Annotated in this window: 21 protein-coding genes; 9 read left to right on the plus strand and 12 right to left on the minus strand. The window is 73.6% G+C overall.

The window, feature by feature from the left end; all coding sequences use genetic code 11:
* Nucleotides 1-78: 78 nt before the first annotated feature.
* Nucleotides 79-1338 carry a DUF5685 family protein gene (locus ACWC9T_RS09500; RefSeq protein ID WP_449820469.1) on the minus strand — a complete coding sequence of 420 codons (1260 nt, stop codon included), beginning with the start codon at nt 1336-1338 and terminating at the stop codon, nt 79-81.
* 182 nt (nt 1339-1520) lie between these two features.
* Here ACWC9T_RS09500 and ACWC9T_RS09505 point away from each other — a divergent pair, with 182 nt between their 5' ends.
* From ACWC9T_RS09505 to ACWC9T_RS09515, 3 genes are read left to right on the plus strand one after another with little or no spacing between them, the layout of a single operon-like run.
* Nucleotides 1521-2084, plus strand: a complete 564-nt coding sequence (locus tag ACWC9T_RS09505; RefSeq protein WP_449820470.1) for a helix-turn-helix domain-containing protein — start codon at nt 1521-1523, stop codon at nt 2082-2084.
* A complete protein-coding gene (locus tag ACWC9T_RS09510) occupies nt 2081-3580 on the plus strand; it encodes an MFS transporter (RefSeq protein WP_449820471.1) in 1500 nt (499 codons plus the stop codon). The genes ACWC9T_RS09505 and ACWC9T_RS09510 overlap by 4 nt, the downstream gene beginning before the upstream one ends.
* A 28-nt stretch (nt 3581-3608) precedes the next feature.
* The gene (locus ACWC9T_RS09515; RefSeq protein ID WP_449820472.1) at nt 3609-4298 is read left to right on the plus strand and encodes an alpha/beta fold hydrolase; all 690 of its coding nucleotides are present in this window, start codon (nt 3609-3611) and stop codon (nt 4296-4298) included.
* Between the two features lie 44 nt (nt 4299-4342).
* On the opposite strand, the gene ACWC9T_RS09520 is transcribed toward ACWC9T_RS09515, so the two are convergent.
* Nucleotides 4343-5827, minus strand: a complete 1485-nt coding sequence (locus ACWC9T_RS09520; protein WP_449820473.1) for a DUF2252 domain-containing protein — start codon at nt 5825-5827, stop codon at nt 4343-4345.
* Between the two features lie 284 nt (nt 5828-6111).
* Nucleotides 6112-6894, minus strand: a complete 783-nt coding sequence (locus tag ACWC9T_RS09525; protein ID WP_396251670.1) for an SGNH/GDSL hydrolase family protein — start codon at nt 6892-6894, stop codon at nt 6112-6114.
* Between the two features lie 209 nt (nt 6895-7103).
* On the opposite strand from ACWC9T_RS09525, the gene ACWC9T_RS09530 reads away from it, so the two are divergent.
* Together ACWC9T_RS09530 and ddaH are read left to right on the plus strand one after the other, a co-directional pair.
* Nucleotides 7104-7997 (plus strand): MBL fold metallo-hydrolase, encoded by an 894-nt coding sequence (locus tag ACWC9T_RS09530; RefSeq protein WP_449820474.1) that lies wholly within the window; start codon nt 7104-7106, stop codon nt 7995-7997.
* Between the two features lie 191 nt (nt 7998-8188).
* Complete coding sequence (ddaH, locus tag ACWC9T_RS09535; RefSeq protein ID WP_449820475.1) at nt 8189-9016, plus strand: dimethylargininase; 828 nt, start codon at nt 8189-8191, stop codon at nt 9014-9016.
* Here ddaH and ACWC9T_RS09540 read toward each other — a convergent pair.
* From ACWC9T_RS09540 to ACWC9T_RS09560, 5 genes are all read right to left on the minus strand, one after another.
* Nucleotides 9003-9659 (minus strand): LutC/YkgG family protein, encoded by a 657-nt coding sequence (locus ACWC9T_RS09540; RefSeq protein WP_449820476.1) that lies wholly within the window; start codon nt 9657-9659, stop codon nt 9003-9005. The genes ddaH and ACWC9T_RS09540 overlap by 14 nt on opposite strands.
* Entirely contained in the window at nt 9656-11071 is a 1416-nt protein-coding gene (locus ACWC9T_RS09545; protein ID WP_449820477.1) for a LutB/LldF family L-lactate oxidation iron-sulfur protein, read from the minus strand. Before ACWC9T_RS09545 ends, ACWC9T_RS09540 begins: the two co-directional genes overlap by 4 nt.
* Complete coding sequence (locus ACWC9T_RS09550; protein WP_449820478.1) at nt 11068-11829, minus strand: (Fe-S)-binding protein; 762 nt, start codon at nt 11827-11829, stop codon at nt 11068-11070. The genes ACWC9T_RS09545 and ACWC9T_RS09550 overlap by 4 nt, the downstream gene beginning before the upstream one ends.
* Nucleotides 11830-11927: 98 nt before the next feature.
* Nucleotides 11928-13109, minus strand: a complete 1182-nt coding sequence (locus tag ACWC9T_RS09555; protein ID WP_449820479.1) for a globin domain-containing protein — start codon at nt 13107-13109, stop codon at nt 11928-11930.
* Between the two features lie 75 nt (nt 13110-13184).
* A complete protein-coding gene (locus tag ACWC9T_RS09560; protein ID WP_449820480.1) occupies nt 13185-13628 on the minus strand; it encodes an RrF2 family transcriptional regulator in 444 nt (147 codons plus the stop codon).
* A 171-nt stretch (nt 13629-13799) separates the two neighbouring features.
* On the opposite strand from ACWC9T_RS09560, the gene ACWC9T_RS09565 reads away from it, so the two are divergent.
* Together ACWC9T_RS09565 and ACWC9T_RS09570 are read left to right on the plus strand one after the other, a co-directional pair.
* Nucleotides 13800-14456 carry a helix-turn-helix transcriptional regulator gene (locus ACWC9T_RS09565; protein WP_449820481.1) on the plus strand — a complete coding sequence of 219 codons (657 nt, stop codon included), beginning with the start codon at nt 13800-13802 and terminating at the stop codon, nt 14454-14456.
* 5 nt (nt 14457-14461) lie between these two features.
* Nucleotides 14462-15592, plus strand: a complete 1131-nt coding sequence (locus ACWC9T_RS09570) for an aminotransferase class I/II-fold pyridoxal phosphate-dependent enzyme (RefSeq protein ID WP_449820482.1) — start codon at nt 14462-14464, stop codon at nt 15590-15592.
* Nucleotides 15593-15669: 77 nt separating this feature from the next.
* On the opposite strand, the gene nagB is transcribed toward ACWC9T_RS09570, so the two are convergent.
* The 3 genes from nagB to ACWC9T_RS09585 all read right to left on the minus strand — a co-directional run bounded on the left by nagB (nt 15670) and on the right by ACWC9T_RS09585 (nt 17412).
* Complete coding sequence (nagB, locus tag ACWC9T_RS09575) at nt 15670-16452, minus strand: glucosamine-6-phosphate deaminase (protein WP_449820483.1); 783 nt, start codon at nt 16450-16452, stop codon at nt 15670-15672.
* Nucleotides 16453-16686: 234 nt separating this feature from the next.
* Entirely contained in the window at nt 16687-17094 is a 408-nt protein-coding gene (locus ACWC9T_RS09580) for a hypothetical protein (protein WP_449820484.1), read from the minus strand.
* Between the two features lie 171 nt (nt 17095-17265).
* A complete protein-coding gene (locus ACWC9T_RS09585) occupies nt 17266-17412 on the minus strand; it encodes a hypothetical protein (RefSeq protein WP_449820485.1) in 147 nt (48 codons plus the stop codon).
* A 444-nt stretch (nt 17413-17856) separates the two neighbouring features.
* Here ACWC9T_RS09585 and ACWC9T_RS09590 point away from each other — a divergent pair, with 444 nt between their 5' ends.
* Together ACWC9T_RS09590 and ACWC9T_RS09595 are read left to right on the plus strand one after the other, a co-directional pair.
* Nucleotides 17857-18618 (plus strand): serine/threonine protein kinase, encoded by a 762-nt coding sequence (locus ACWC9T_RS09590; protein ID WP_449820486.1) that lies wholly within the window; start codon nt 17857-17859, stop codon nt 18616-18618.
* On the plus strand, nt 18615-20150 hold the full coding sequence (locus ACWC9T_RS09595) for a serine/threonine-protein kinase (protein ID WP_449820487.1): 1536 nt from the start codon (nt 18615-18617) through the stop codon (nt 20148-20150). Before ACWC9T_RS09590 ends, ACWC9T_RS09595 begins: the two co-directional genes overlap by 4 nt.
* A gap of 361 nt (nt 20151-20511) precedes the next feature.
* Here the strand turns inward: ACWC9T_RS09595 and ACWC9T_RS09600 are convergent, their stop codons facing one another.
* Complete coding sequence (locus tag ACWC9T_RS09600; protein WP_449820488.1) at nt 20512-21555, minus strand: LPXTG cell wall anchor domain-containing protein; 1044 nt, start codon at nt 21553-21555, stop codon at nt 20512-20514.
* Nucleotides 21556-21631 lie beyond the last annotated feature (76 nt).

A 21631-nucleotide genomic window follows, 5' to 3' on the forward strand; every position in this document is an offset into this window, starting at 1 on the left:
CCGGGGTGCTGCGGGGGCACTCCGGGCCGGTGGCGCCCGATCAGGCGGAGCCTGTCGGAGAGGAGGGCTGACGGGAAGTCAGCAGTCGCAGCCGCAGTCGCAGCCGTCGCAACCGCAGTCGTTGCAGCAGTCGCACCCGCAGTCGCAGCAGTCGCACCCGCAGTCGCAGCAGTCGTGCCGCTCGCAGAAGCCCTTGCGGCGTTCGCGGCTGAACGGGTCGTTGTGCTCGCAGCAGAGCAGCTGGCAGGAGCAGGCCATCAGGGCCCAGACCGCGCACCCGGCGAGCAGGTTGCGCGGGTGGGGCGGCTTCCCGCCAGGCGGGGTGAAGCCGGGGCCCTGCGGAACCCACGGGGGGATCGGCACCTGGTTCGGGTCCTGGCCGGGGTACGGCCCACCCGGGTAGCCGGGTGGCACCTGGCGCGGCGGCGCGTCCTGGGGGTGCTCGCCGTGGGCGCCGCGGCGGCAGCTCGCCCCGTGGGCGTCCGGGCCGAAGACCCGGTCGACGGCACGCTCGGTCTCGTGCGCGAGCAGCACGTGCACCAGGGCCCGGTCGCTCAGCTCGACCTCGCGTAGTGCGAGCCGGATGCCGTGGGCGGCGTCGCGGCAGAGCCGTTCGGCCTCGGCGTGGTCGGTGCCGGTGGCGGTGAGCGGGTTCCAGGCGCCCGTGGCGGCGTCGGCGGCCTGGTCCTCGGCGGCGTCGAGGAGGTGGGCGAGCCGGCCGAACAGCCGTCCGGCCTCGGCGAGCGGGGCGGCGTTGCCGGGGCGACCGGCGATCACGGCGGTGTGCGCGAACGCGGCCGAGGTGGCGGTCTCGGTGGGCTCGGTGACCAGCAGGACCGAGCTGCCGGGCAGCAGCGTGCGCTCCAACTCGCCCTGCCGGGAGGCGGCGTCGAGCAGTACGGCGGTGTCGAAGCCGACGGTCGAGGCGCTGCCCGCGCTCTGCCGGTCCCAGCGCCGGGTCACCGCGCGGGCCCCGGCGGCCACCGGGCGGCGGGCGAACAGGCCGTCCCGGTCCTCTACGTGGTCGCGGATCTTCACCGAGGCGAGCGCGAGCGAGACGGCGGCGGCGAGCCGGGCGCCCTCGCCCTTGGCGACGGAGGCGGTCCGCATGCCGCGTAGCGGGCAGGGGCCGGCGGTGCGGCGCCAGGAGGAGTCCTCCCGGGCGGCCTGGGCCTCTACCAGGACGGAGATGATCAGCCCGTCGTAGTTGGTGGCGGTCCGGGCGAGCTGCCCGTGGTCGTCGCGCAGGGCGAGGCAGAGCCCGCACAGATGCGCCATCCAGGAGGTCTGGAGCCGTTCGGACAGCCGGTGCCTGCATGGTCTGATGATGCCGAACACGATCGTCGTCCCCCTCGCCCGATAGGCCGCTGACCGGCCACTTTGTTGTCGGTCATCATATGATCACCGACCTGCGGAGGCGGATGGGCCGGAGGCGATCAGAGCCGAGCTGCCGTCAGACCGTTACCGGGCCTCCGCAAATCCCGAGAAGGTGATCCCATATCCGGGATAGCATCGCGAATATGGGAATCGACACGGCCGCCGACGAGCGGCTGGCACAACGGCTCGCCGAGCTGCGGGTCGAACGGGGCTGGACCCTGGAGGAGTTGGCGCGCCAGGCGGACGTCAGTCGGTCCACACTGTCGCGGGTGGAGCGGGCCGAGGTCAGCCCGACCGCCGCGCTGCTCGGCCGGCTCTGCGCCGTCTACGGGCGGACCATGTCCCGGCTGCTCGCCGAGGTGGAGTCCGAACCGGCCCGGCTGGTGCGGGCCGGGGAGCAGCAGGTCTGGCGCGACGAGACGACCGGCTTCGTCCGCCGCTCGGTCTCGCCGCCGCACGGCTCGCTGCGCGGGGAGATCATCGAGGGCCGGCTTCCGGTCGGCGCGGACATCGCCTACGACCGCCCCTGTCTCCCCAGCCTGGAGCACCATCTCTGGGTGTTCGATGGAGAGTTGGAGCTGACCCTGGACGGCGAGGCGCAGCTGCTCGGCCCCGGGGACTGTCTGCGCTACGGCTCCGGCACCAGCCGCTTCCGCAGCCTCGGCCCCGGCGAGGCCCGCTACGCGCTCGTGGTGGTGGAGCCGTGAGAGCCGCTGACAACAGCCCGATAGCCGACGGCCCGGAGGCCGAGGCGCCCAAGGAGCGCTTCGACGCCGCCGGGCGCCGCGTCCTGCTGGTCTGCGTCGCGGGCGGCTTCACCACGCTGCTCGACCAGTCGGTCCTCAACACCTCCATCCCCGCCCTGCGCGAGACCCTGCACGCCCAGCCCGCCCATCTGCAGTGGATCGTCGCCGGGTACTCGCTCGCCTTCGGCCTCGCGCTGATCCCCGGCGGGCGGCTCGGCGACGTCAAGGGCCGCAAGTGGTTCTTCGTCACCGGGCTCGCCCTGTTCACCCTGGTCAGCCTGGTCTCCGCGACCGCCACCGAACCCGGGGTGCTGATCGCGGCCCGGTTGCTCCAGGGCGCCGGCGCCGGGCTCGTCAACTCCCAGATGATCGGCACCCTCCAGGACGTCTTCGACGGCCAACTGCGCGCCCGGGCCCTCGGCATGTACGCCGTCACCGGCAGTCTCGCCTTCGCCCTCGGCCCGCCGATCGGCGGCATGGTGCTGGCGGCGGCCGGCTCCGAACTCGGCTGGCGGCTGACCTTCCTGCTGAACGTCCCGTTCGGCCTGGCCACCGTCGCCCTGGCCGCGCGCCACCTTCCCAGACCCCGCCCCAGCGCCCGGCACGCCGACCTCGACCTGGTCGGCCTGCTGCTGGTCGGCGCGCTCACCGTCGCCCTGATGCTGCCCTTCGTCCAGCCGCCCGGCTGGGCCGGCTGGCTCGGCTTCACGGCCGCCGCCCTGCTGCTGCTCGGCACGCTCGCCTGGTGGCAGCGCCGCTACGCGCGCGGCGGCGGGCACCCGCTGATCCACCCGGCGCTCACCCGCTCCGCGCCGTACGCGCTCGGAACGGCCACCGCGATGGCCCAGTTCGGCTCCTCGCTGGCCGCCTCGCTGGTCCTCACCATGTTCCTCCAGGACGGCCTGGGGCTGTCCCCGCTGGGTGCCGCCCTGGTCGCACTGCCCTCCGCGCTGGCCATGGCCACCGCCTCCGCGCTCGCATGGCGGGTGGTGCAGCGCTTCGGCCGACGCACCATCACCATCGGGATGATCGGCTCCGCCCTGGCCATGCTCGGCAGCGGACTGGTCGCCCACTGGGCCCCGGTCGCCGTGCTGCCCTGGCTTCTCGCGCTGCTGCAACTGCTCAGTGGCGCCTCGGTCGGCCTGATGGGCTCCACCAACCAGGCGTTCGTGCTGCGTCACGCGCCCGCCGAGGCGGCCGGGGTGAGCGGGGCGATCCTGCAGATGACCCAGCGGATCGCCGCCGCCGTCGCGGTCTCGGCGCTGTCCGGCGTCTACCTGCGGGCGACCGCCGGTGGCGGCGGCCACCGCTCCGCCTACCTGGCCGCGAGTGTGGTGTGCGCCGCGGTGGCCGGACTCGCCGTACTGGCCGCGGTGTTCGCCGGCCGGGTGGGTGAGCGGGAGCACCGCGAGAACGAGCCGGTCGCGATGAGCCGAGGGCGAACACCGGTCCGCTGACCGCCCGTCGGCACGTACGGTGGCGGGCATGACGAAGGTACGGACGGTACAACTACCCGAGGTCATGCTCGCCTACCGGGAGAGCGGCCAGCCCGACGGCCCGCCGCTGGTGCTGCTGCACGCCCTCGGCGAGCGCGCCGCCGACTGGGACGTGGTGCTGCCCGAGCTCGCCCCCGGGCACCACGTGTACGCGCTCGACCTGCGCGGCCACGGCGACAGCGGCCGCACCGCCGCCTACGGCCTGGAGGCGATGCGCGACGACGTGCTCGCCTTCCTCGACGCCCTCGGCCTGGCCCGGATCGACCTGGTCGGTCACTCGATGGGCGGCGCGGTCGCCTATCTGCTCGCCCAGGCCGTGCCGGAGCGGATCGACCGGCTGGTCCTGGAGGAGATCCCCGCGCTCCACCCGCGCCCGGCGAGCGTTCCGTCGGAGGGGGCGGAGGACGAACCGGTGCACTTCGACTGGGCGATGGTCCGGGCGGTCAAGGCACAGATCGACACCCCGGACCCGGCCTGGCGGGAAGGGCTGGCCCGGATCACCGCCCGCACCCTGGTGGTCGCGGGCGCGGGGGACAGCCACGTCCCGCAGGAGCGGATCGCCGAACTGGCCCGGCTGATCCCGGACTGCCGACTGGTCACGATCGCGGCCGGGCACCTGGTGCACAGTGCCCGGCCGCGCGAGTTCGTGGCGGTGGTCGCGCCGTTCCTCGCTTCCTGAACCGGATCTCTCAGACGCCTTGTTCGGCTCCTGAACCGGATCTCTCAGACGCCCCGCTCAGCGGGCAGCCGCCCGCCGCGCACCGCCACGACCAGGTCGGCGTGGTCGGCCTCGGTGCGGTCCGCGTAGGCGACGGCGAAGGCAGCGACCGCCTCGTCCAGCGCCTCGCCCTTGCCGCAGTACCCGGCCAGCAGGCCCGGGTCGGCGGTGTGGGCGTGTGCCCGGGCGAGCAGCGCGCCGGTGATCCGCGCGTAGTCGTCCAGCTGGCCCGGCAGCAGCGCGGCCGGGTCGACGCTGCCCTTGCGGTTGCGGAACTGCCGTACCTGGTACGGGAGTCCTTCGACGGTCGTCCAGCCGAGCAGGGTGTCGCTGACCACCTGCATGTGCTTCTGGCCGAGCACGACGCGCTTGCCCTCGTGCTCCACCCGCTGTTCGTGCCCGAGGTACGGCAGCAGTGCGGACGGCCGGGCCTCCTTCACCTGCAGCACCAGCGGCTGGTCCCGGTGGTCGGTGAGCAGCACCACGTACGAGCGGGTGCCGACACTGCCGGTGCCCACGACCCGGAAGGCCACGTCCTGCACCCGGTACCGGGACAGCAGGGTGCGCACCTCGGCGGGCACCGTCGCCACGTACGGGCCGAGCGCCTCGGCCACCGCGCTGGCGGTCCCGTCGGTCACCTCGGTGAGCACCGGGGGAGCGGCTGTGAACCGCCAACCGCCGTCCGCGGTACGGGTGGTGCTGCGGGCGGCGAAGCGCGCGCTGGTGTTGCCGAGCGCCTTCGCGCCGACCTTCTGCAGCACGTCGGCGAGGTCGTGCGCCTCGGCGAAGGACACCAACTGCTCGTCCGCCACGGCGTTCCAGGCGTCCAGTGCGGGCAGCTTGGCGAGCGTGCGCATGGTCCGGCGGTAGGCGCCGGCCACGTGCTGGGCGGCCGCCCGGGCGGTGGTCTCGCTCGCCCCGGTCTCCCGGCCGGCCAGCACCAGGCTGGTGGCCAGGCGCTTGAGGTCCCACTCCCACGGGCCGGGCACGGTCTCGTCGAAGTCGTTGATGTCCATCACGAGTTGGCCGCGCGCGTCGCCGTACAGCCCGAAGTTCGCCGCGTGCGCGTCCCCGCACAGCTGCGCGCCCACCCCGGTCACCGGCGTGCCCGCAAGGTCGGCGGCCATCAGCCCGGCCGATCCGCGCAGGAACGCGAACGGCGTGGCGGCCATCCGGCCCACCCGGATCGGCACCAGCCCCGGAATCCGGCCGGCGTTGGACGCCTCGATCGCCTCCACCGCCGTCGGCCGGTCGGCTGCGGCCGCGAACTCCGCGTGCCGCTCCCGGGGAACCCGTTCGCGCAGCGCCTTCCCGCGCTCCCGTGCCCGCTGGGCCCGGCCGTCCGGTCCGGCCGCGAACCCGTTCACCGTGAACTGCCGTCGCGCCTTGGTGTCTTCGCCCACTGCCACTGCTCCCCGCCCGTACGTTCCGTTCGGCTCATGCCCGTTGATGCTCTGCAGATGCCCGTGACCTGCACGGATCGGTCCCATCGGGGGGTAGTGACGTCCGGCGGGGCGCGGTGGTTCCTGAACAGCGGGGCGTCGGCCCGGGCGGCACTGGTGGCAGCAGCCGTGAGCTGGCGGGGAGCTGTTCCAGGCGGCCGGGCTGCTGGACGCCGGGGCGGGCGCAGCGGGCCGGTCCACCTGGTGCCCGGGTCGACCTTCAACCCGCCGGACCTCGCCTGGTACCTCGTCGGCGCGGCCTGCGCCGCCTGCTCCACCGGGCGCTGTCGGCGACGCGCACCGCAGCGTCCGGCGGACTTGCTGACGTTTGGTCAGAGCGGAAGCAGATCAGGCCGCTTGGGCTCGACGTGGTCGCCCGAGGACTCGCCGCGCAGACGCCGGCCGACCCACGGGATCAGGTACTCGCGGGCCCACTGGAGGTTCTCCCGCCGCTGGTCCGCCGGGGACAGCACGGGCGCGGCCGGCCACGGGGCCTCCGGGTCCTGCGCGGTGTCCAGGCCCAGCGAGCGGGCGGCCAGCAGGGCGACCCGCTGGTGGCCCTCGGGGGAGAGGTGCAGCCGGTCCTCGCTCCAGGCGCGGCGGTCCTGCACGGCGCGCAGCGACCACAGGTCGGCCACCTTGCAGCCGTAGCGGTCGGCGACCGCCCGCATGTGCCCGTTGTAGGTGGCGATCTTGCCGCGCAGGTGCTTGAGCAGCGGCACGTCCTTGGTGTCGAAGCCGGTGCAGATCAGCACCGTCCCGGCGGATTCGGCGAGTTGGGCGACGGCGGCCTCGAAGCGCTCGGCCACCTCGTCGGGGTCGCTGCCGGGCCGCAGGATGTCGTTGCCGCCGGCGCAGAAGGTGACCAGGTCGGGCTGGAGCCGGCGGACCTGCGGCACCTGCTCGGCTGCGATCTGGTCCAGCAGCCGCCCGCGCACCGCCAGGTTCGCGTAGCGGAACCCGCCCGGCGGCCGCCCGTCGGCGAGCAGCCCGGCCAGGCGGTCGGCCCAGCCGGCGAAGGCGCCGCCCGCACCGGGGTCGTTCAGGCCCTCGGTGAAGCTGTCGCCGAGGGCGGCATACGAACTGAGGTCAAGGGTCTCCTGGAGGTTCGGCATGAAAGAGATAGTTCACCGAATCAAGTGACCTACGCCACCGTAGGTGACCTCGGCGGCACGTGAGATGGGCCACGTGCCCCTCGCGACTCCGCAGAGTGGCGCAGTCCGAAAAGCACAAGATCCTTGCCCTCTTCCCGTTGTGGGACCGAACGGACGATGCTCGAAGTGTGCGGCCGCCCGGCCGCCGTCCTTCCAGAGGGATGTCAGCCATGAATCCGTCCGAGAACCCGACCGTCGACGAGAACTGGGCCATCGACGACCGCTGCACCAACTGCGACGTCGCCCGGCAGCTCGCACCCGACCTGATCATCGAGCGCGCCCGGACGTCCGTACTGCTGCGCCAGCCGCGCGACGAGGCCGAGCGACAGCAACTGCTCGCCGCCGCCCATGCCTGCCCGACCCGCTCGATCCGCCCCGACGGCGGCCGGCTCGACCCGGTCACCGACCCCTTCCCGCTAGCCCTGGACGACGGGGTGCTGCTGCTCGGCCACAACTCCCGCCGCAATGCGGGCGCCAACTCCTACCTCTGCCGCCGTCCGAGCGGCTGGGTGATGATCGACACGCCCCGCTACAGCGAGGGCCTCGCCGCCCGCTACGACGCGCTCGGCCCGGTCACCGACATCCTGCTCACCCACCGCGACCACGCCGCGCACGGCCGCGCCTACGCCGACCGGTTGGGCGCCCGGCTCTGGATCCACGAGGGCGACCTCGACTCCGCGCCCGACGCCGACCGGGTGCTGCGCGGCACCGAGCCGGTGGAGATCTCCCCGGGCCTGGTCGCCCACCCCTTCCCCGGCCACACCCTCGGCAGCGTGCTGTACGTCGCCGACGAGCGCTACTGCTTCAGCGGCGACAGCCTGTACTGGTCCCGCACCAACGAGGACATCGAGGTGCAGGAGGCGGTGACCTGGTACTCGATCGAGGAGCAGTCCGCCTCGCTGGACCGCAGCCTGGGCGCGCTGCGCTTCGAGTGGCTGCTGCCCGGCCACGGCGACAAGCGCCGGATGCCCGCCGAGGAGGCGGACCGCCGGCTGCGCGCCCTCGCCGTGCGCGCCCGGGCGCTGCGCACGGAGCCGGTGGACTTCGCCTCGGTGCGCTGGTAGCCGGCGGACGCCAGGGCCCGGACGCCAGGGCCCGTGCGCCGGGGCTCGCGCCGGGTGCGCGGGGGGTTGCACCCGGCGGGGGCGCCCGTGCGGGTGTGCGAACGGGGGTGACGGGGCAGCCGCCTCTGGAAGGAGGTGCGCCCCCGACGAGGTGTCACCCCAACTTCCGGCGATCCGAGGACGGTTGAGCAATGCCCACGTACACCCCGGCCCGTACGGCGCGGCCGCGGCGCTACCTGATGTGCCGGCCGACGTACTTCACGGTGGACTACGCGATCAACCCGTGGATGGACCCGGCGCAGCCCACCGACACCGAGCTGGCCGTTCGTCAGTGGGAGCGGCTCTACTGGACGTACCGCCGCCTCGGCCACACCGTCGAGCTGATCGACCCGGTGCCCGGGCTGCCCGACATGGTGTACGCCGCCAACGGCGCCACCGTGCTGGACGGCCGGGCCCTGGTGGCGACCTTCCGCTACCCGGAGCGGGCCGCCGAGTCCGGGGCCTACCAGACCTGGTTCCGCTCGCGCGGCTACCGCGCGGTGCACCGGGCCGGGCACGTCAACGAGGGCGAGGGCGACCACCTGGTGGTCGGCCGCCGGGTGCTCGCCGGGACGGGCTTTCGCACCTCGCGGGCCGCGCACGCCGAGGCGGGGGAGCTGTTCGGCGTGCCGGTGGTCAGCCTGACCCTGGTCGACCCCCGGTTCTACCACCTGGACACCGCGCTGGCCGTGCTCGCCGACGACCACGTCATGTACTACCCGGAGGCCTTCGACGCCCACAGCCGTTCGGTGCTGCGCTCCCTCTACCCGGACGCGATCCTCGCCGACCGCGCGGACGCCGAGGTGTTCGGGCTGAACGCGGTCTCGGACGGCCGTCGGGTGCTGCTGCCGGAGGCGGCCAAGAACCTGGCGGGCCGGCTCGCCGAGGCCGGCTACGAGCCGATCCCGGTGGATGTCTCGGAGTTGCTCAAAGGCGGCGGCGGAGCGAAGTGCTGCACTCTGGAGCTCAGGCCGCAGTGACGTCCGGCGAGGTCAGCAGCACCTCCAGGGTGCGCGGCCCGTGCACCCCCTCGACCCGGTCCAGCTCGATGTCGCTGGTCGCCGACGGCCCGGAGATCCAGGTCTGCGGGCGCGCCGGGTCGAGCCGGAGCAGCGCGAGCGGCACCGAGGCGACCACCTGCTCGGGCGCCCGGACCACGCAGATGTGGTGGTCCGGGACGAGCGAGAGCAGCCGCCGGCCCTGACCCGGGCCGGCGTCCAGCACGATCGTCCCGGTCTCGGCGATCGCCAGCGCGCAGCCGGTGACCACGCTGTCCATCGCGTCCAGCCGGGCGGCGGTGAGGCCGCCGTCGTCCGGCAGCAGCTCGACCCCGGTGGCCGCCGCCAGCCACTCGTCCGGCAGCCCGGCCGGCACGGCGACCGTGCGGCTGCCGCGCGCGGTGAGCAACCCGGCGATGCGGCTCGGCAGTTCGGCGGCGGAGCAGCGGTGCACCCGCGCCCGGTAGTCGGCCAGGTTGTGGTGCAGCAGGTCGAGCAGCGCCGCCGGATCGTCGGGCGCCACGTGCGCGCTGGCGTACTCGCGGGGTAGCGGCTGTTCCGCCACCTCCCCGGCGCTCCCGAGCGCGGCCCGGATTCGGCCGAGGATCAACTCCCTTGAATTCATGCGCGGTTCCTCCGCCACCAGTCACGGAACGGTTCGGCCGGCACCTGCGGCAGGTCCCGGGTGTCGGTCCAGGCCCGCCCGGGACCGGGCAGTCGGCGCGGGTGCAGCGCCCGGGTGCGCCCGGCCAGCCGTTCGGCGGCAGCCAGCGCCGCCGGGTGGTCCAGCACGTACCCGGCGGCGGCCACCGCCGCCCGCTCCATCGGGTGCCCGCCCTGTGCGGCGACCCGCTCGCGCAGGTGCACCAGCACCTCGGGGATGTCGATCGCCACCGGGCACACCTCGTAGCAGGCTCCGCAGAGCGAGGAGGCGTACGGCAGCGAGGCGTCCACCGGGCTTGCCGTGCCGCGCAGTTGGGGTGTCAGGATGGCGCCGATCGGGCCTGGGTAGACCGATCCGTAGGCGTGCCCGCCGGCCCGCTCGTACACCGGGCAGACGTTGAGGCAGGCCGAGCAGCGGATGCAGCGCAGCGCCTGCCGCCCGACCTGGTCGGCCAGCGCGGCGGTGCGCCCGTTGTCCAGCAGCACCAGGTGGAACTCGGACGGGCCGTCGTCCCGGGTCGTCCCCGTCCAGAGCGAGGTGTACGGGTTCATCCGCTCGGCGGTGGAGGAGCGGGGGAGCAGCTGGAGGAAGACCTCCAGGTCCCGCCAGGTCGGCACGACCTTCTCGATGCCGACCACCGAGATCAGGGTACGGGGGAGGGTGAGACACATCCGGCCGTTGCCCTCGGACTCCACCACGACCAGGGTGCCGGTCTCGGCAACCATGAAGTTGGCGCCCGAGACGGCCACTTGGGCGCGCAGGAACTTCTCCCGCAGGTGCAGCCGGGCGGCCTCGGCGAGTTCGGCGGGGCTGTCGGTCAACCCCTCGGGCGCCGGGCGGCCCCAGGCGGCCATCCGCTCGGCGAAGATCTCCCGGATCTCGGCCCGGTTGCGGTGGATCGCCGGGACCAGGATGTGCGAGGGCCGGTCATCGCCCAACTGGACGATCAGTTCGGCGAGATCGGTCTCGTAGGCGGTGATCCCCTCGGCGGCCAGCGCCTCGTTGAGCCCGATCTCCTGGGTGGCCATCGACTTGACCTTGACCACCTCGGTCTGACCGGTAGCGCGGATGAGCTCGGCGACGATCCGGTTGGCCTCCTCGGCGTCGCCCGCCCAGTGCACGGTGCCGCCCGCCGCCGTGACGGTTTCCTCCAACTGCACCAGGTAGCGGTCGAGATGGCGCAGCGTGTGGTCCTTGATCGCCTTCCCGGCGGCGCGCAGCTCGGCCCAGTCGGCGAGCTCGGCGACGGCCCGGGCGCGCTTGTCGCGGATGGTGTGGGTCGCGTGCCGCAGATTGGCGCGCAGCTGCCCGTCCCGTACCGCCCGGGCGGCGGCCTGCGGGAAGGCGGGCATGCCGAGGAAAGTGCCGGTCACGCGGGCCTCCAGGGGTGCTCCTCGGTGCTGGCCAGGATCTCCGCGAGGTGCAGCGGACGCAGCGCCTCGCCCCGGCGGCGCAGCGTGCCGCCGAGGTGCAGCAGGCAGGAGTTGTCGGCGCCGCACAGCACTCGGGCGCCGGTGTCGAGGGCGTTGGCGAGCTTGTCCTCGGCCATCGCCGCCGAGACCGCCGCGTTCTTGACCGCGAACGTCCCGCCGAAGCCGCAGCACTCCTCCGCGCCGGGCAGCTCCACCAGCTCCAGGCCCTTGACGGCGCGTAGCAGTCGCAGCGGCCGCTCGCCCAGGCCGAGCATCCGCAGGCCGTGGCAGGAGGGGTGGTAGGTGACGGTGTACGGGAAGTGGGCGCCGACGTCCTCGACCCCGAGCACATCGGTGAGGAACTCGGTGAGCTCGACCACCCGGGGTGCCAAGTCGACGGCGGCATCGGTGAGTTCGCTGCCTCGGCCCTCGGCGGCAGCCTGAGCGCCGATCCGGGGGTAGTTGTCCCGGACCATCGCCACGCAGGAGCCCGAGGGCGTCACTACGTGGTCGTACCCGGCGAAGGCCCGGGCGGTGCGCCGCACCAGCGGCTCACAGGCCCGCCGGTAGCCGGTGTTGTACTGCGGCTGCCCGCAACAGGTCTGCCCGGCGGGGAAGTCCACCGTCACCCCGAGGCGCTCCAGCAGTCGTACGGTGGCGACCGCCGTGGCGGGGAAGAGCGCGTCGTTGACGCAGGTGGCGAACAGCGCGACCCGCAACCCTGGCTCCTTCGGTCGAAGCGGCACCGGTCCGCCCGAGATCGTATCGGGCGGACCGGTGCTGACGAAGGACCCGGCGAAGAACCTGACGAAGAATCTCAGGCGCCGAGCCAGAGGTCCGGCCCGAACACCTCGTAGTGGATGTCCGCCGCCGGGACGCCCGCCGCGAGCAACTGGCCGCGGACGGCGCGCAGGAAGGGCAGCGGGCCGCACAGGTAGGCGGTGGTGCCGGCCGGGATCTCCACGGTGGAGAGGTCGACCAGCCCGGTGCGCTCGGCCGGCCACTCGCCGAGCGGCTGCTCGTAGAAGACGTGGGCGGCGGCGTTCGGCAGCTTGGCGGTCAGCTGCTCCAGGTCGGCGCGGAAGGCGTGGCTGAGCTGGTCGCGGTCGCCGTGCACCGAGACGACCTGCCGGGCGGAGCCGGTCGAGGCGAGGTGGTCGAGCATCGCGATCATCGGGGTGTTGCCGATCCCCGCGGAGGCGAGCAGCACCGGGCCGTCGCCATCGGCCAGGAAGATGTCGCCCATCGGGGGTGCCAGTTCGACGGTGTCGCCGGTCTTCAGGTGGTCGTGCAGGTGGCCGGAGACCTCGCCGCCGGGCTCGCGCTTGACGCTGAAGCGCAGCGCGCCGTCGGCGCCGCCGGACAGGCTGTACTGGCGGATCTGGTGGGCGCCGTCGGCCAGTTCGGTGCGGACCGAGACGTACTGGCCGGGGCGGGAGGCCGGGACGGGCCGGCCGTCGGCCGGGCGGACCAGGTAGCTGGTGACGGTGTCGGTCTCCTGGTAGCGGGTGACCACGGTGTACGGGCGCCACAGGTCGGCCGGGTCCCCGCCGGCGGCTGCCTCGTCGCGCAGCCGGTCCTCGACGGCGATCAGCGCGTTGGCCATCAGCCAGTACACCTCGTCCCAGGCGGCGGCGACCTCGGGGGTGACGGCCTCGCCGAGCACCTCGACGATGGCGGCGAACAGGTGTTCGTGGACGACCTTGTACTGCTCGTTGTTGATGCCGACCGAGACGTGCTTGTGCGCGATCCGCGCGAGCATCGCGTCCGGCCGCTGGTCGGGGTTGGCGATCAGCGCGGAGGCGAAGGCGGCTATCGAGCCGGCCAGTGCCTGGCGCTGGGTGCCGTTGGCCTGGTTGCCCCGGTTGAACAGGTCGCGCAGCAGCTCCGGGTGCGCGGCGAACAGCCGGTCGTAGAAGCGCGGGGTGATGTCACCGATCGCGGCGCCCACGACGGGCAGGGTGGCCTCGACGACCTCGGCGGACTTCACGGACAGCATCAGAGGAGCTCCTAACTGGTATCTCAGATTCGCATTAAAGGCTGTGGGTGCCGACTGACCCCCGGGGGGGTGGGGTCAGTCGGCGGGTCGCGCGGTGAGGCTGAGTAGCACCGGGCCGGTGGGGGAGGTCACCAGATCGTCGATGCTGAGCGGATCGAGCGCGGCGAAGAAGGCCTCCTGCGCGTTCCGCAGTGCCCCGCGCAGTCGGCAGGCCGCCCGCAGCGGGCAGGGCGGGTCGTCCTCGCAGCCGACCACGTCCCCGACGCCCTCCAGCTCGCGCAGCAGCAGTCCGAGCGAGCCGGTCCGCCCGGCGAAGGTGAGCATCAACCCGCCGCCGCGCCCGCGCCGGGCCTCCACCACCCCGAGGTGCTGCAGCCTGCTGACCACCTTTGCCGCGTGGGTGTACGGCACGCCGACCGACTCGGCCACCTCCCGGGTGGTCGGATTCTCGCCCTCGCCGAGTACGGCCAGCCGCATGGCGATGCGCAGGGCGATGTCGGTGCTCTTGGTCAGCCTCACGTTCGAAACGCTACCGAATACGACTCTCCAACTCCAATTTTCTGCACGATCCTGATCGAGACCCTGGTCACGTTCCCCGGCGGGCTCCGCGGGCAGCCGCCGACTCCGCGTTCGGGTCGAATGTCGTACGAGGCCTGGACGAAGTGTCCGAGATGGACGTACAGTCCATACATGCCTGCCGAAAACCCCGACCCGCGCGTCCGGGCCTGGTCGCCGGTCTGCCGCGCGGTGGCCCTGCTGCTCGGCCCCTACGCCGAGGTGGTGCTGCACGACACCGCCACCGACCGGGTGCTGGCCATCTGGAACCCGATGACCACCCGCGCCCCCGGCGACCCCTCGCTACTCGGCGAACTCGACCAACTGGACCCCTCGGCGCCCGACGTCTACGGCCCGTACGAGAAGCTGCTGCCGGACGGCCGACGGCTCTCTTCGGTCAGCGCCGTGCTGCGCGACCAGGCCGGACGCCCCTCGGCAGTGCTCTGCGTCAACCTAGACCGCGGCCCGCTGGAGCAGGCCGCAGCCCTGCTGGCGAACTTCGCCGCTCCGACCGCGGCCCGCCCCGAGCCGTTGTTCGAGCGCGACTGGACCGAGCGGATGAACGACGTGATCGGCGGCTACGTCCGCGCCCAGGGCCGCCCGCTGGAGCGCTTCACCCGTGAGGACCGGCTCACCGTGCTGCGCGAGCTGGACGAGGCCGGGGTGTTCGCCGTCCGCCGAGCCGTCCCCGCCGTCGCCACCGCGCTGCGGATCTCCCGCTCCACCGCCTACGCCCTGCTCGCCGAACTCAAGCACCCCGCGGGCCCCGGGGCCCGCCTCAAGAAGGACTGAGAGCGATGACCCAGCTGCCCGACTTCCGGCTCGAAACCTACTTCTCGCGCTGGGAGTTCACCGCCCGCCACCACCTCACCGCCTCCGACGCCCAGACCATGACGATGGCCGAGCTGCTCGCCCTGGCCGGCCCCGAGGACCGCGAGGCCTGGGACACCCTCGCGCTCGGCTACACCGAGACCTTCGGCGACCCGGGCCTGCGTCGGGCCGTCGCGGGGATGTACGAGCGGGTCGAGGCGGACGACGTGATCTGCTTCGGCGGCGCCCAGGAGGGCATCAACCTCGCCATGCAGGTGCTGCTCGAACCGGGCGACCACGCCGTGGTGCTGACCCCCAACTACCAGTCCGCCGAGACCATCCCGCTCTCGCTCTGCGAGGTCACCGGCGTGGCGCTGGACGAGCACCGGGACTGGGCGCTCGACCTGGACGCGGTCGAGGCGGCGCTGCGCCCCAACACCAAGCTGCTGTCGGTCAACTTCCCCAACAACCCGACCGGCAAGGTGATCGACGCCGCCGACTTCACCCGCCTCGTCGAGCTGTGCGAGCAGCGAGGCATCCGGCTGTTCTCGGACGAGGTCTACCGCGGCCTGGAGCGCGACCCGGCCCGCATCCTGCCGCAGGCCGCCGACCTCTCGGCGACCGCGCTCTCGCTCAACGTGACCTCCAAGTCGCTCGGCCTACCCGGGCTGCGGATCGGCTGGATCGCCTGCCGGGACCGGGAGCTGCGCACCCGGCTGGAGCGGGCCAAGCACTACACCACGATCTGCAACTCGGCGCCCAGCGAGGTGCTGGCCCGGATCGCGATCACCGCCCGGGACCGGATCCTGGCCCGCAACCGGGGCATCATCGCGGAGAACCTGCCGCAGTTCGACGCCTTCTTCGCCGAGTTCCCCGAGCTCTTCGACTGGCGCGCCCCGGACGGCGGCTGCGTCGCCTACCCGCGCTACCTCGGCGTGGACGGGGTGGAGGACTTCTGCACCGCGCTGGTCGAGCAGGCGGGCGTGCTGCTGATGCCCGCGAGCATGTTCCGCTCCGAGCTCACCCCCACCCCGGTCGACCGCTTCCGGATCGGCGTCGGCCGCAGCGACCCGGGCCCGGCGCTGGCGGCCTTCGCGGACTGGCTCCGCAAGCGGTAGCAGCCCGAACGGCTGAGGGCCGAACGGCCGGGGCGCGGACCACGGAGGTCGGCGCCCCGGCCGCGACGCCGCGAGGGTCAGAGCTTCTGCCAGGCCGGCTTGGCCGCGTAGGTGTCGCGGAAGTAGTCGGCCAGCTTGAGCCGGGAGGCGGCGGCCTCGTCCACCACCACGGTGGCGTGCGGGTGCAACTGCAGCGCCGAGGCGGGGACGGCGGCGGCGAGCGGGCCCTCGACGGCCAGCGCGACGGCCTCGGCCTTGGCCTCGCCGGTGGCGAGCAGCACCAGGTGGCGGGCCTCCAGGATGGTGCCGATGCCTTGGGTGATGACGTGGTGCGGGACCTCGTCGATGCTGTTGAAGAAGCGGGCGTTGTCCACGCGGGTCTGCCGGGTCAGGGTCTTGATCCGGGTCCGGGAGGCGAGCGAGGAGCAGGGCTCGTTGAACCCGATGTGGCCGTCGGTGCCGATGCCGAGCAACTGGAGGTCCACGCCGCCGGCCTCGGCCAGCGCGCGGTCGTAGGCGGTGGCGGCCGCGGCGATGTCGGCCGCGTTGCCGTCCGGGCCCAGGAAGGAGTCCGCGGTCAGGCCGAGCGGCTCCACGACCTCGCGCAGCACGACCGAGCGGTAGGACTCCGGGTGGCCGGCGGGCAGGCCGACGTACTCGTCCAGCTGGCAGATGCGCGCCCGGGAGGCGTCCAGACGGCCGTCCCGGACCCGCGCGGCGAGGGCCTGGTAGATCGGCAGCGGGGTCGAGCCGGTCGCGACACCGAGCAGGGCGTCGGGCTTGCCGGTCAGCAGATCGGTGATCGCCGCGGCGATGAGTTCGCCGGCCGCTGAGGCGTCAGGGACGATCACGATTTCCATACTGGGTCCACCGTTCTGAGGCGCGTCTGAGGTCTAGACCTACGAGGTCTAGACCAGTTTGCCGTGAACGGGGCCCCAGGTCCACCCGGGGCTGGGGCGGACCCGTGGGCGTCGCGCCTGGTGGGGGCGACGGGGCGGGTGCGAGCCGGGGCGCGAACGCCCCGGCTCCCGGTGCCCGGCCTACGGATGCCGCCTCGTCGTGCGGAACGGGTGGCGCGTCCCGGCGGCCACCGGTCAGAACGGGTTGGTGCAGGTGGTGACCTGCTTGCTCGCGTCCAGCGCCGGACCGGCGGTGGCGCAGATGATGCGCGGGGCGGTGGCGGTCACGCGCGGGGTGACGGCCTGGGCCGAGCCGAGCCGCACGGTGGTGGCGCTGGCGACCGGCTCCCACGGGCTGCCCCAGGCCTGCTGGGTGCGGACCTCGACCTGGACCATCGTCAACTGGTCCGGGTCGGCGCTGACCTGGGCGATGCCGACTATGCCCTCGCCGTTGACCTGGTGCGAGATGCAGGGGCGGTTGAGCACCGTGACGCAGGCCGCGGTGCCGGTCTCGGACGTCGCCGTGGCGGCCATGGCGGGACCGGCCGTCAGGGTCGCGATCCCTGCCACCGTCAGCATCACAGCTGCGATCCGAGTGCGCATGATACGAACCTCCTTGGAAATTAAGGGAATCTCACTCCTTGAGATGAGTCTTGCACAAATCATGGACGTGTCGTGTGTGTGTTGCGTCACACTCATGGTGACCATTCAACTACTGGCTGCAATCGTTCGCCGAATGTTCAGCACCCGGACGAACTGCGGCCTGACGGATGATCAGTTCTTAGGTGGCGCGACAATCCGCCGTCCGGCCGTCGTCCCGCCGTCCACCGGCACCGAGGCTCCGGTCTGGTAGGCGAAGTCGTCGCAGGTCGGAGCCAGGATCGCCCGGGCGATCTCGGCCACCCCGGCCATCCGCTCCAACCCCTCGACGTTCAGTGGCCCGTAGGCCTTCTTGAACTGTGCCCAGGCCGCGTCCGGGATGCCCGTCGGTCGGGCGAAGGCGGTGCCCGTGGTGCCCGGGAGGATCGCGTTGATCCTGTGCCCCGCGTCCCGTACTCCAAGGCCGCCGCTTTGACCAGTCCTTGAATCGCCCTTTTACTGGCCGTGTACGCGCCGCCGTTCGGCCGGGCCTGTTCGGCGGCCGGGAGGCGGTGCAGACGATCGCCCCGTGGCCGGCCTTCAGCGTGATCCAGCGAGGAACCCCAGGCGTTGACGCCTGGAGGGGCCTCCCGCGCGCGACGGCGGAGGGCAACTCCCCGCCGACCGAGCGGGGTTGGCGGTGTTCCTTCACTCGTCCGGGTGGCGCGTTGCCACGGCGGCGAATCGGACGGATACCATCGACCCGATCCCAGCGGAGGTGGCTGCGTGGACACGGTCATCGTGCAACTGCCCGGACCGGGGCCGGACATGGCGCCCGGCGCGGCGCCCGGACTGCTGCGGATGGGCCCGGGTGAGACGGCGGTGTTCGGGCGCGGCGAACCCGGACGGCCGGTCGCCGTCCCGCTGCCCGACCAGGGCGTCTCCCGCCGCGCCGGCGAGGTGGCCGCCGCCGAGGACTACTGGCGGCTGTCCAACTTCAGCACCACCGCCACCTATGTGGTGGAGAACCTGGAGGGTGCGGGGGAGCACGTCAAGGTGGCCCCCGGCCGCCTCGGCGCGCCCGTCCCCTTCGAGCTCTCCCGGGTTCTGCTGCCCGCCCTCGGTGAACCCGCCTCCTTCAAGGTCTTCGCCCCGCAGCACGCCTACCTGGACGGCAGCCCGAGCGGCGTCGGCGGCGAGCGCACCGTCAGCCCCTTCGCCCTGGACCCGACCGCCAAGTACTTCCTCGTCCTGCTCGCGCTCTGCGAACCCCGGCTGCGCTCGCCCTCCACCGCCGCGGTCCCCGGCGTGACCGACGTGCTGGCCCGGCTGCGCGCCCTGCCCTCCTGCCGCGGGCTGACCCGCTCGGCGGTGAACTACCACATCGACTACCTGGTGTGCACCAAACTGCGGCTGCGCGAGCCGTACGAGGAGGGCCCGGCCGGCGGCAAGCGCGAGGAACTCGTCGCCCTGGCACTGAGGTTCGACCTCGTCCGGGAGGAGCACCTGGCCCTGCTCCCGCCCCGGCGCCCGGTCGCCCGGCCGTGACCCCTGCCGATCGACCGGGCGCCGCCCGGCCCGAGCCCCAGCCGTCGGAGGAGCACCCGCCGGACGCGCGGCCGCCCTTCGAGGTCCCCGAGGGCTACCTCCTGGCCGGCTACCGCACCGGCGCATTCCTCGGCGCGGGCGCCTGGGGCAGCGTCTACGCGGCCGAAGGGCCGGACGGTACCCCGGCCGCCGTCAAGATCCTCGGCCCGGCCCGGTCCAGCCCCGGCCAGCGTCGCACCGTGGCCCAGATGGCCCACAGCGAGCTGCGGTTCAGCCGCCGCGCCAACCACCCCCACCTGATCCGCACCCTCGCCGTGGTCACCGTCGACGACCCCGACCGCCCCGCCCTGGACGGCGCCGTGGCCCTGGTGATGGAACGCGCCGCCCGCAGCCTGCAGGACCTCCTCGCGACCGCTCGCCCCGGGACGGCGGTGCCCGGCGCCGAGCGCATCCTCGCCCAGGTCTGCGCCGGACTGACCCACATGCACCGGGCCGGCTGGGTCCACGGGGACCTCAAACCGGCCAACATCCTGCTGATGCCCGACGGCACCGCCAAGATCGCCGACTTCGGCCTCACCGCCGAACTGGAGGGCACCCACGCCTACGCCCCGCCGCTCGGCTCACCCGACCACGTGCCGCCCGAGTGGTGGTCCCAGCGCACCGGCGCGCGCGGGGTCGCGCTGCGCCCCAGCGCCGACATCTGGGCCTTCGGGGTGATCGCCCACCAGCTGCTCACCGGCGGGCTGCACCCTTTTCTCGGCGTCACCGCCCGGGCCCGCTCGCTGGCCGCCCAGGCGTACGCCCGCGGCGCGGCCCCGCTGCGGCCGGACCAGGCGCTGCCCGCGCCCTGGCGGGCCGTGGTGGCCACCTGCCTGGCCGCCGACCGGGACCAGCGCGCCCGTACTGACCTCGCCGCCCTGGTCGCCCGCGCCACCGTCCGAGCGGCCGGGCGCCGTCGGCCCGCCGTACAGGCCGGCCTCGGCCTGCTGACCTGCGCCGCCGTGGTGCTCGCGCTGGCCGGCGGCCCGGAGCCGGTCGGGTCGGCCGCCCACCGGGCCGCGCCGCCGCTGCCCGGGGCGATCCCGGCCGGCTCGGACGTCCCGACGGTCTACCGGGGCATGATCGAGGACGCCGCCCGGCGCTGCCCCGAGTCGGAGATCACCCCGATCCTGCTGGCCGCGATGCTCAAGGCCGAGAGCGGCTTCGACCCGAACGCGGCCCGCCCGGAGACCGGCGAGTACGGCATCGCGATGTGGACGCCCGCGGTCTTCGAGGCCTGGTCCAAGGCCGCCAGCCGCCCCGGCCCCAAGTCGTACCTGGATCCGGGCGACGCGATCGCCGCGATGGGCAACTACGTCTGCTGGCTCGACCAGCAGCTCAAGCGGCGCGGCTTCACCCGCGACCTGCCGGCCCTGGTCGCCGCCGCCTACCGCACCAGCGACAAGTCGGTGGCGGCCGCCGGGGGCGTCCCGGAGCGGGTCCGACCGCATGTCGACAGAGTGCTCAGGTACCTTGCCGACTACGGTGGGTGACTGCCCGAACCCCGGGGCGTGCGGCTCATCCGGAGTCACTCCTGATCAGCCCGAAGGAACGGTGCTGGCGGAGTTCGTGGTGCTGGCGGTGAATCCGTGAGCGGCGAATCCGCGAGAAGTGAATCCGTGCGAACGGTGAACCCTGAGGCCACTGTGGCCGTAGTGGAGAACGGAAGCCCCTGGCACGTCCCCCGTGCGGTCAGGGGCTTCCGTCGTCTCCGGTCGTGACCAGGCCTGGTCGCGACCGGGGAGCCCCTGGTCCCGCAGCTGCCGGCGGGCCAGGGGCTCGGTGGTACCGCGGCTCAGACGCGGCCTGGGGCCTCCGGAGGGCTCAGACCCCCGGAGGTGGCGTCGGGGTACCTCAGGAGGAGGTGCGGCGACGGCGGGTGTAGACCACCGCGCCCGCGCCGGCGGCCAGCAGGACGGTGCCGGCGCCCGCGTACAGCAGGGTGCCGTCGCTACCGGTGGTGGCCAGCTTCTTGCCGTCCGAGGCGGCGCCCGGGATCGGGGTCGGGACGCTGACCTTGGCGGGAACGACCAGCGGCTGGTCCGGGCTGACCTTGGTGCCGGTCCCGGGGTGCACCGGCACGGTGGCGGTCGGCGCGGTGGACGGGCCGGCGCTCGGGGCGGTGCTGGGCGCGTCGCTCGGTGCGTCGGTCGGGACGCCGGCGGCCGGGGTCGTCGCCGACGGCTGGGGGGCCGGGGTGGTGGGCGGGACGGGCGCCGGGGTGGTGGTCGGGGTGGCCGAGTGGGTCGGCTCGGGGGTGCGGGTCGGAGCCGGGGTGTGGCTCGGCTCGGGGGTGTGGGTCGGCGCCGGGGTCTGCGACGCCGTCGGCGTGGCGGTGTGCGAGGGGGTGGTGCTCGGCACGGCGGTCGGGCTGGCCGACGGGGCCTTGGTCGGGGTGGCGGTCGGCGAGGGCTTGCCGGTCGGGGCCGGGGTCTGGCCGCCGCAGTCGACCTTGAAGACCTTGTGCTTGGGGTTGCTGACGTCCGGGTGCTCCGGCAGCTCACCGTTGACCAGCGGGACGGCCTTCCAGAACAGCTTGTAGTGGCCGTCCGGCAGGTTGATGTCCTCGGTGCGGACGTGGCCGTGGTCGTCGACGGGGATGTCGCCGTAGACGACCGGCTCGGACATGTCGTTCATGTCGAAGATCGCCCAGAGCACGTCCTGGTTCGGGTCGAAGCCGAAGGAGTCCAGGTAGAAGGTGCAGACCTTGGGCTCGTTACGCACGTCCTCCTGGCCGGTGGCGGCGTCGTGGATCTTCACGGTGCCGTTGTTGCCGGGGGCGCCCTTGCCGTTGCCGTTGCCGCCGGCGGCGGCGTGCGCGGCGGGGGCGAGCAGCATCAGGGCGGCGGCGGTCGGGACGGCCACCAGGGTGCGCGCGGCGGTGGAGCGGATGTGCATGCGTGATCCATCGGGTACGGCAGGTCGGGACGGACCTGCGCAGTGGGAGGGAGCCCTCGGGTCGGCGGCCGGACCA

This window comes from Kitasatospora sp. NPDC001159, from assembly GCF_053598235.1.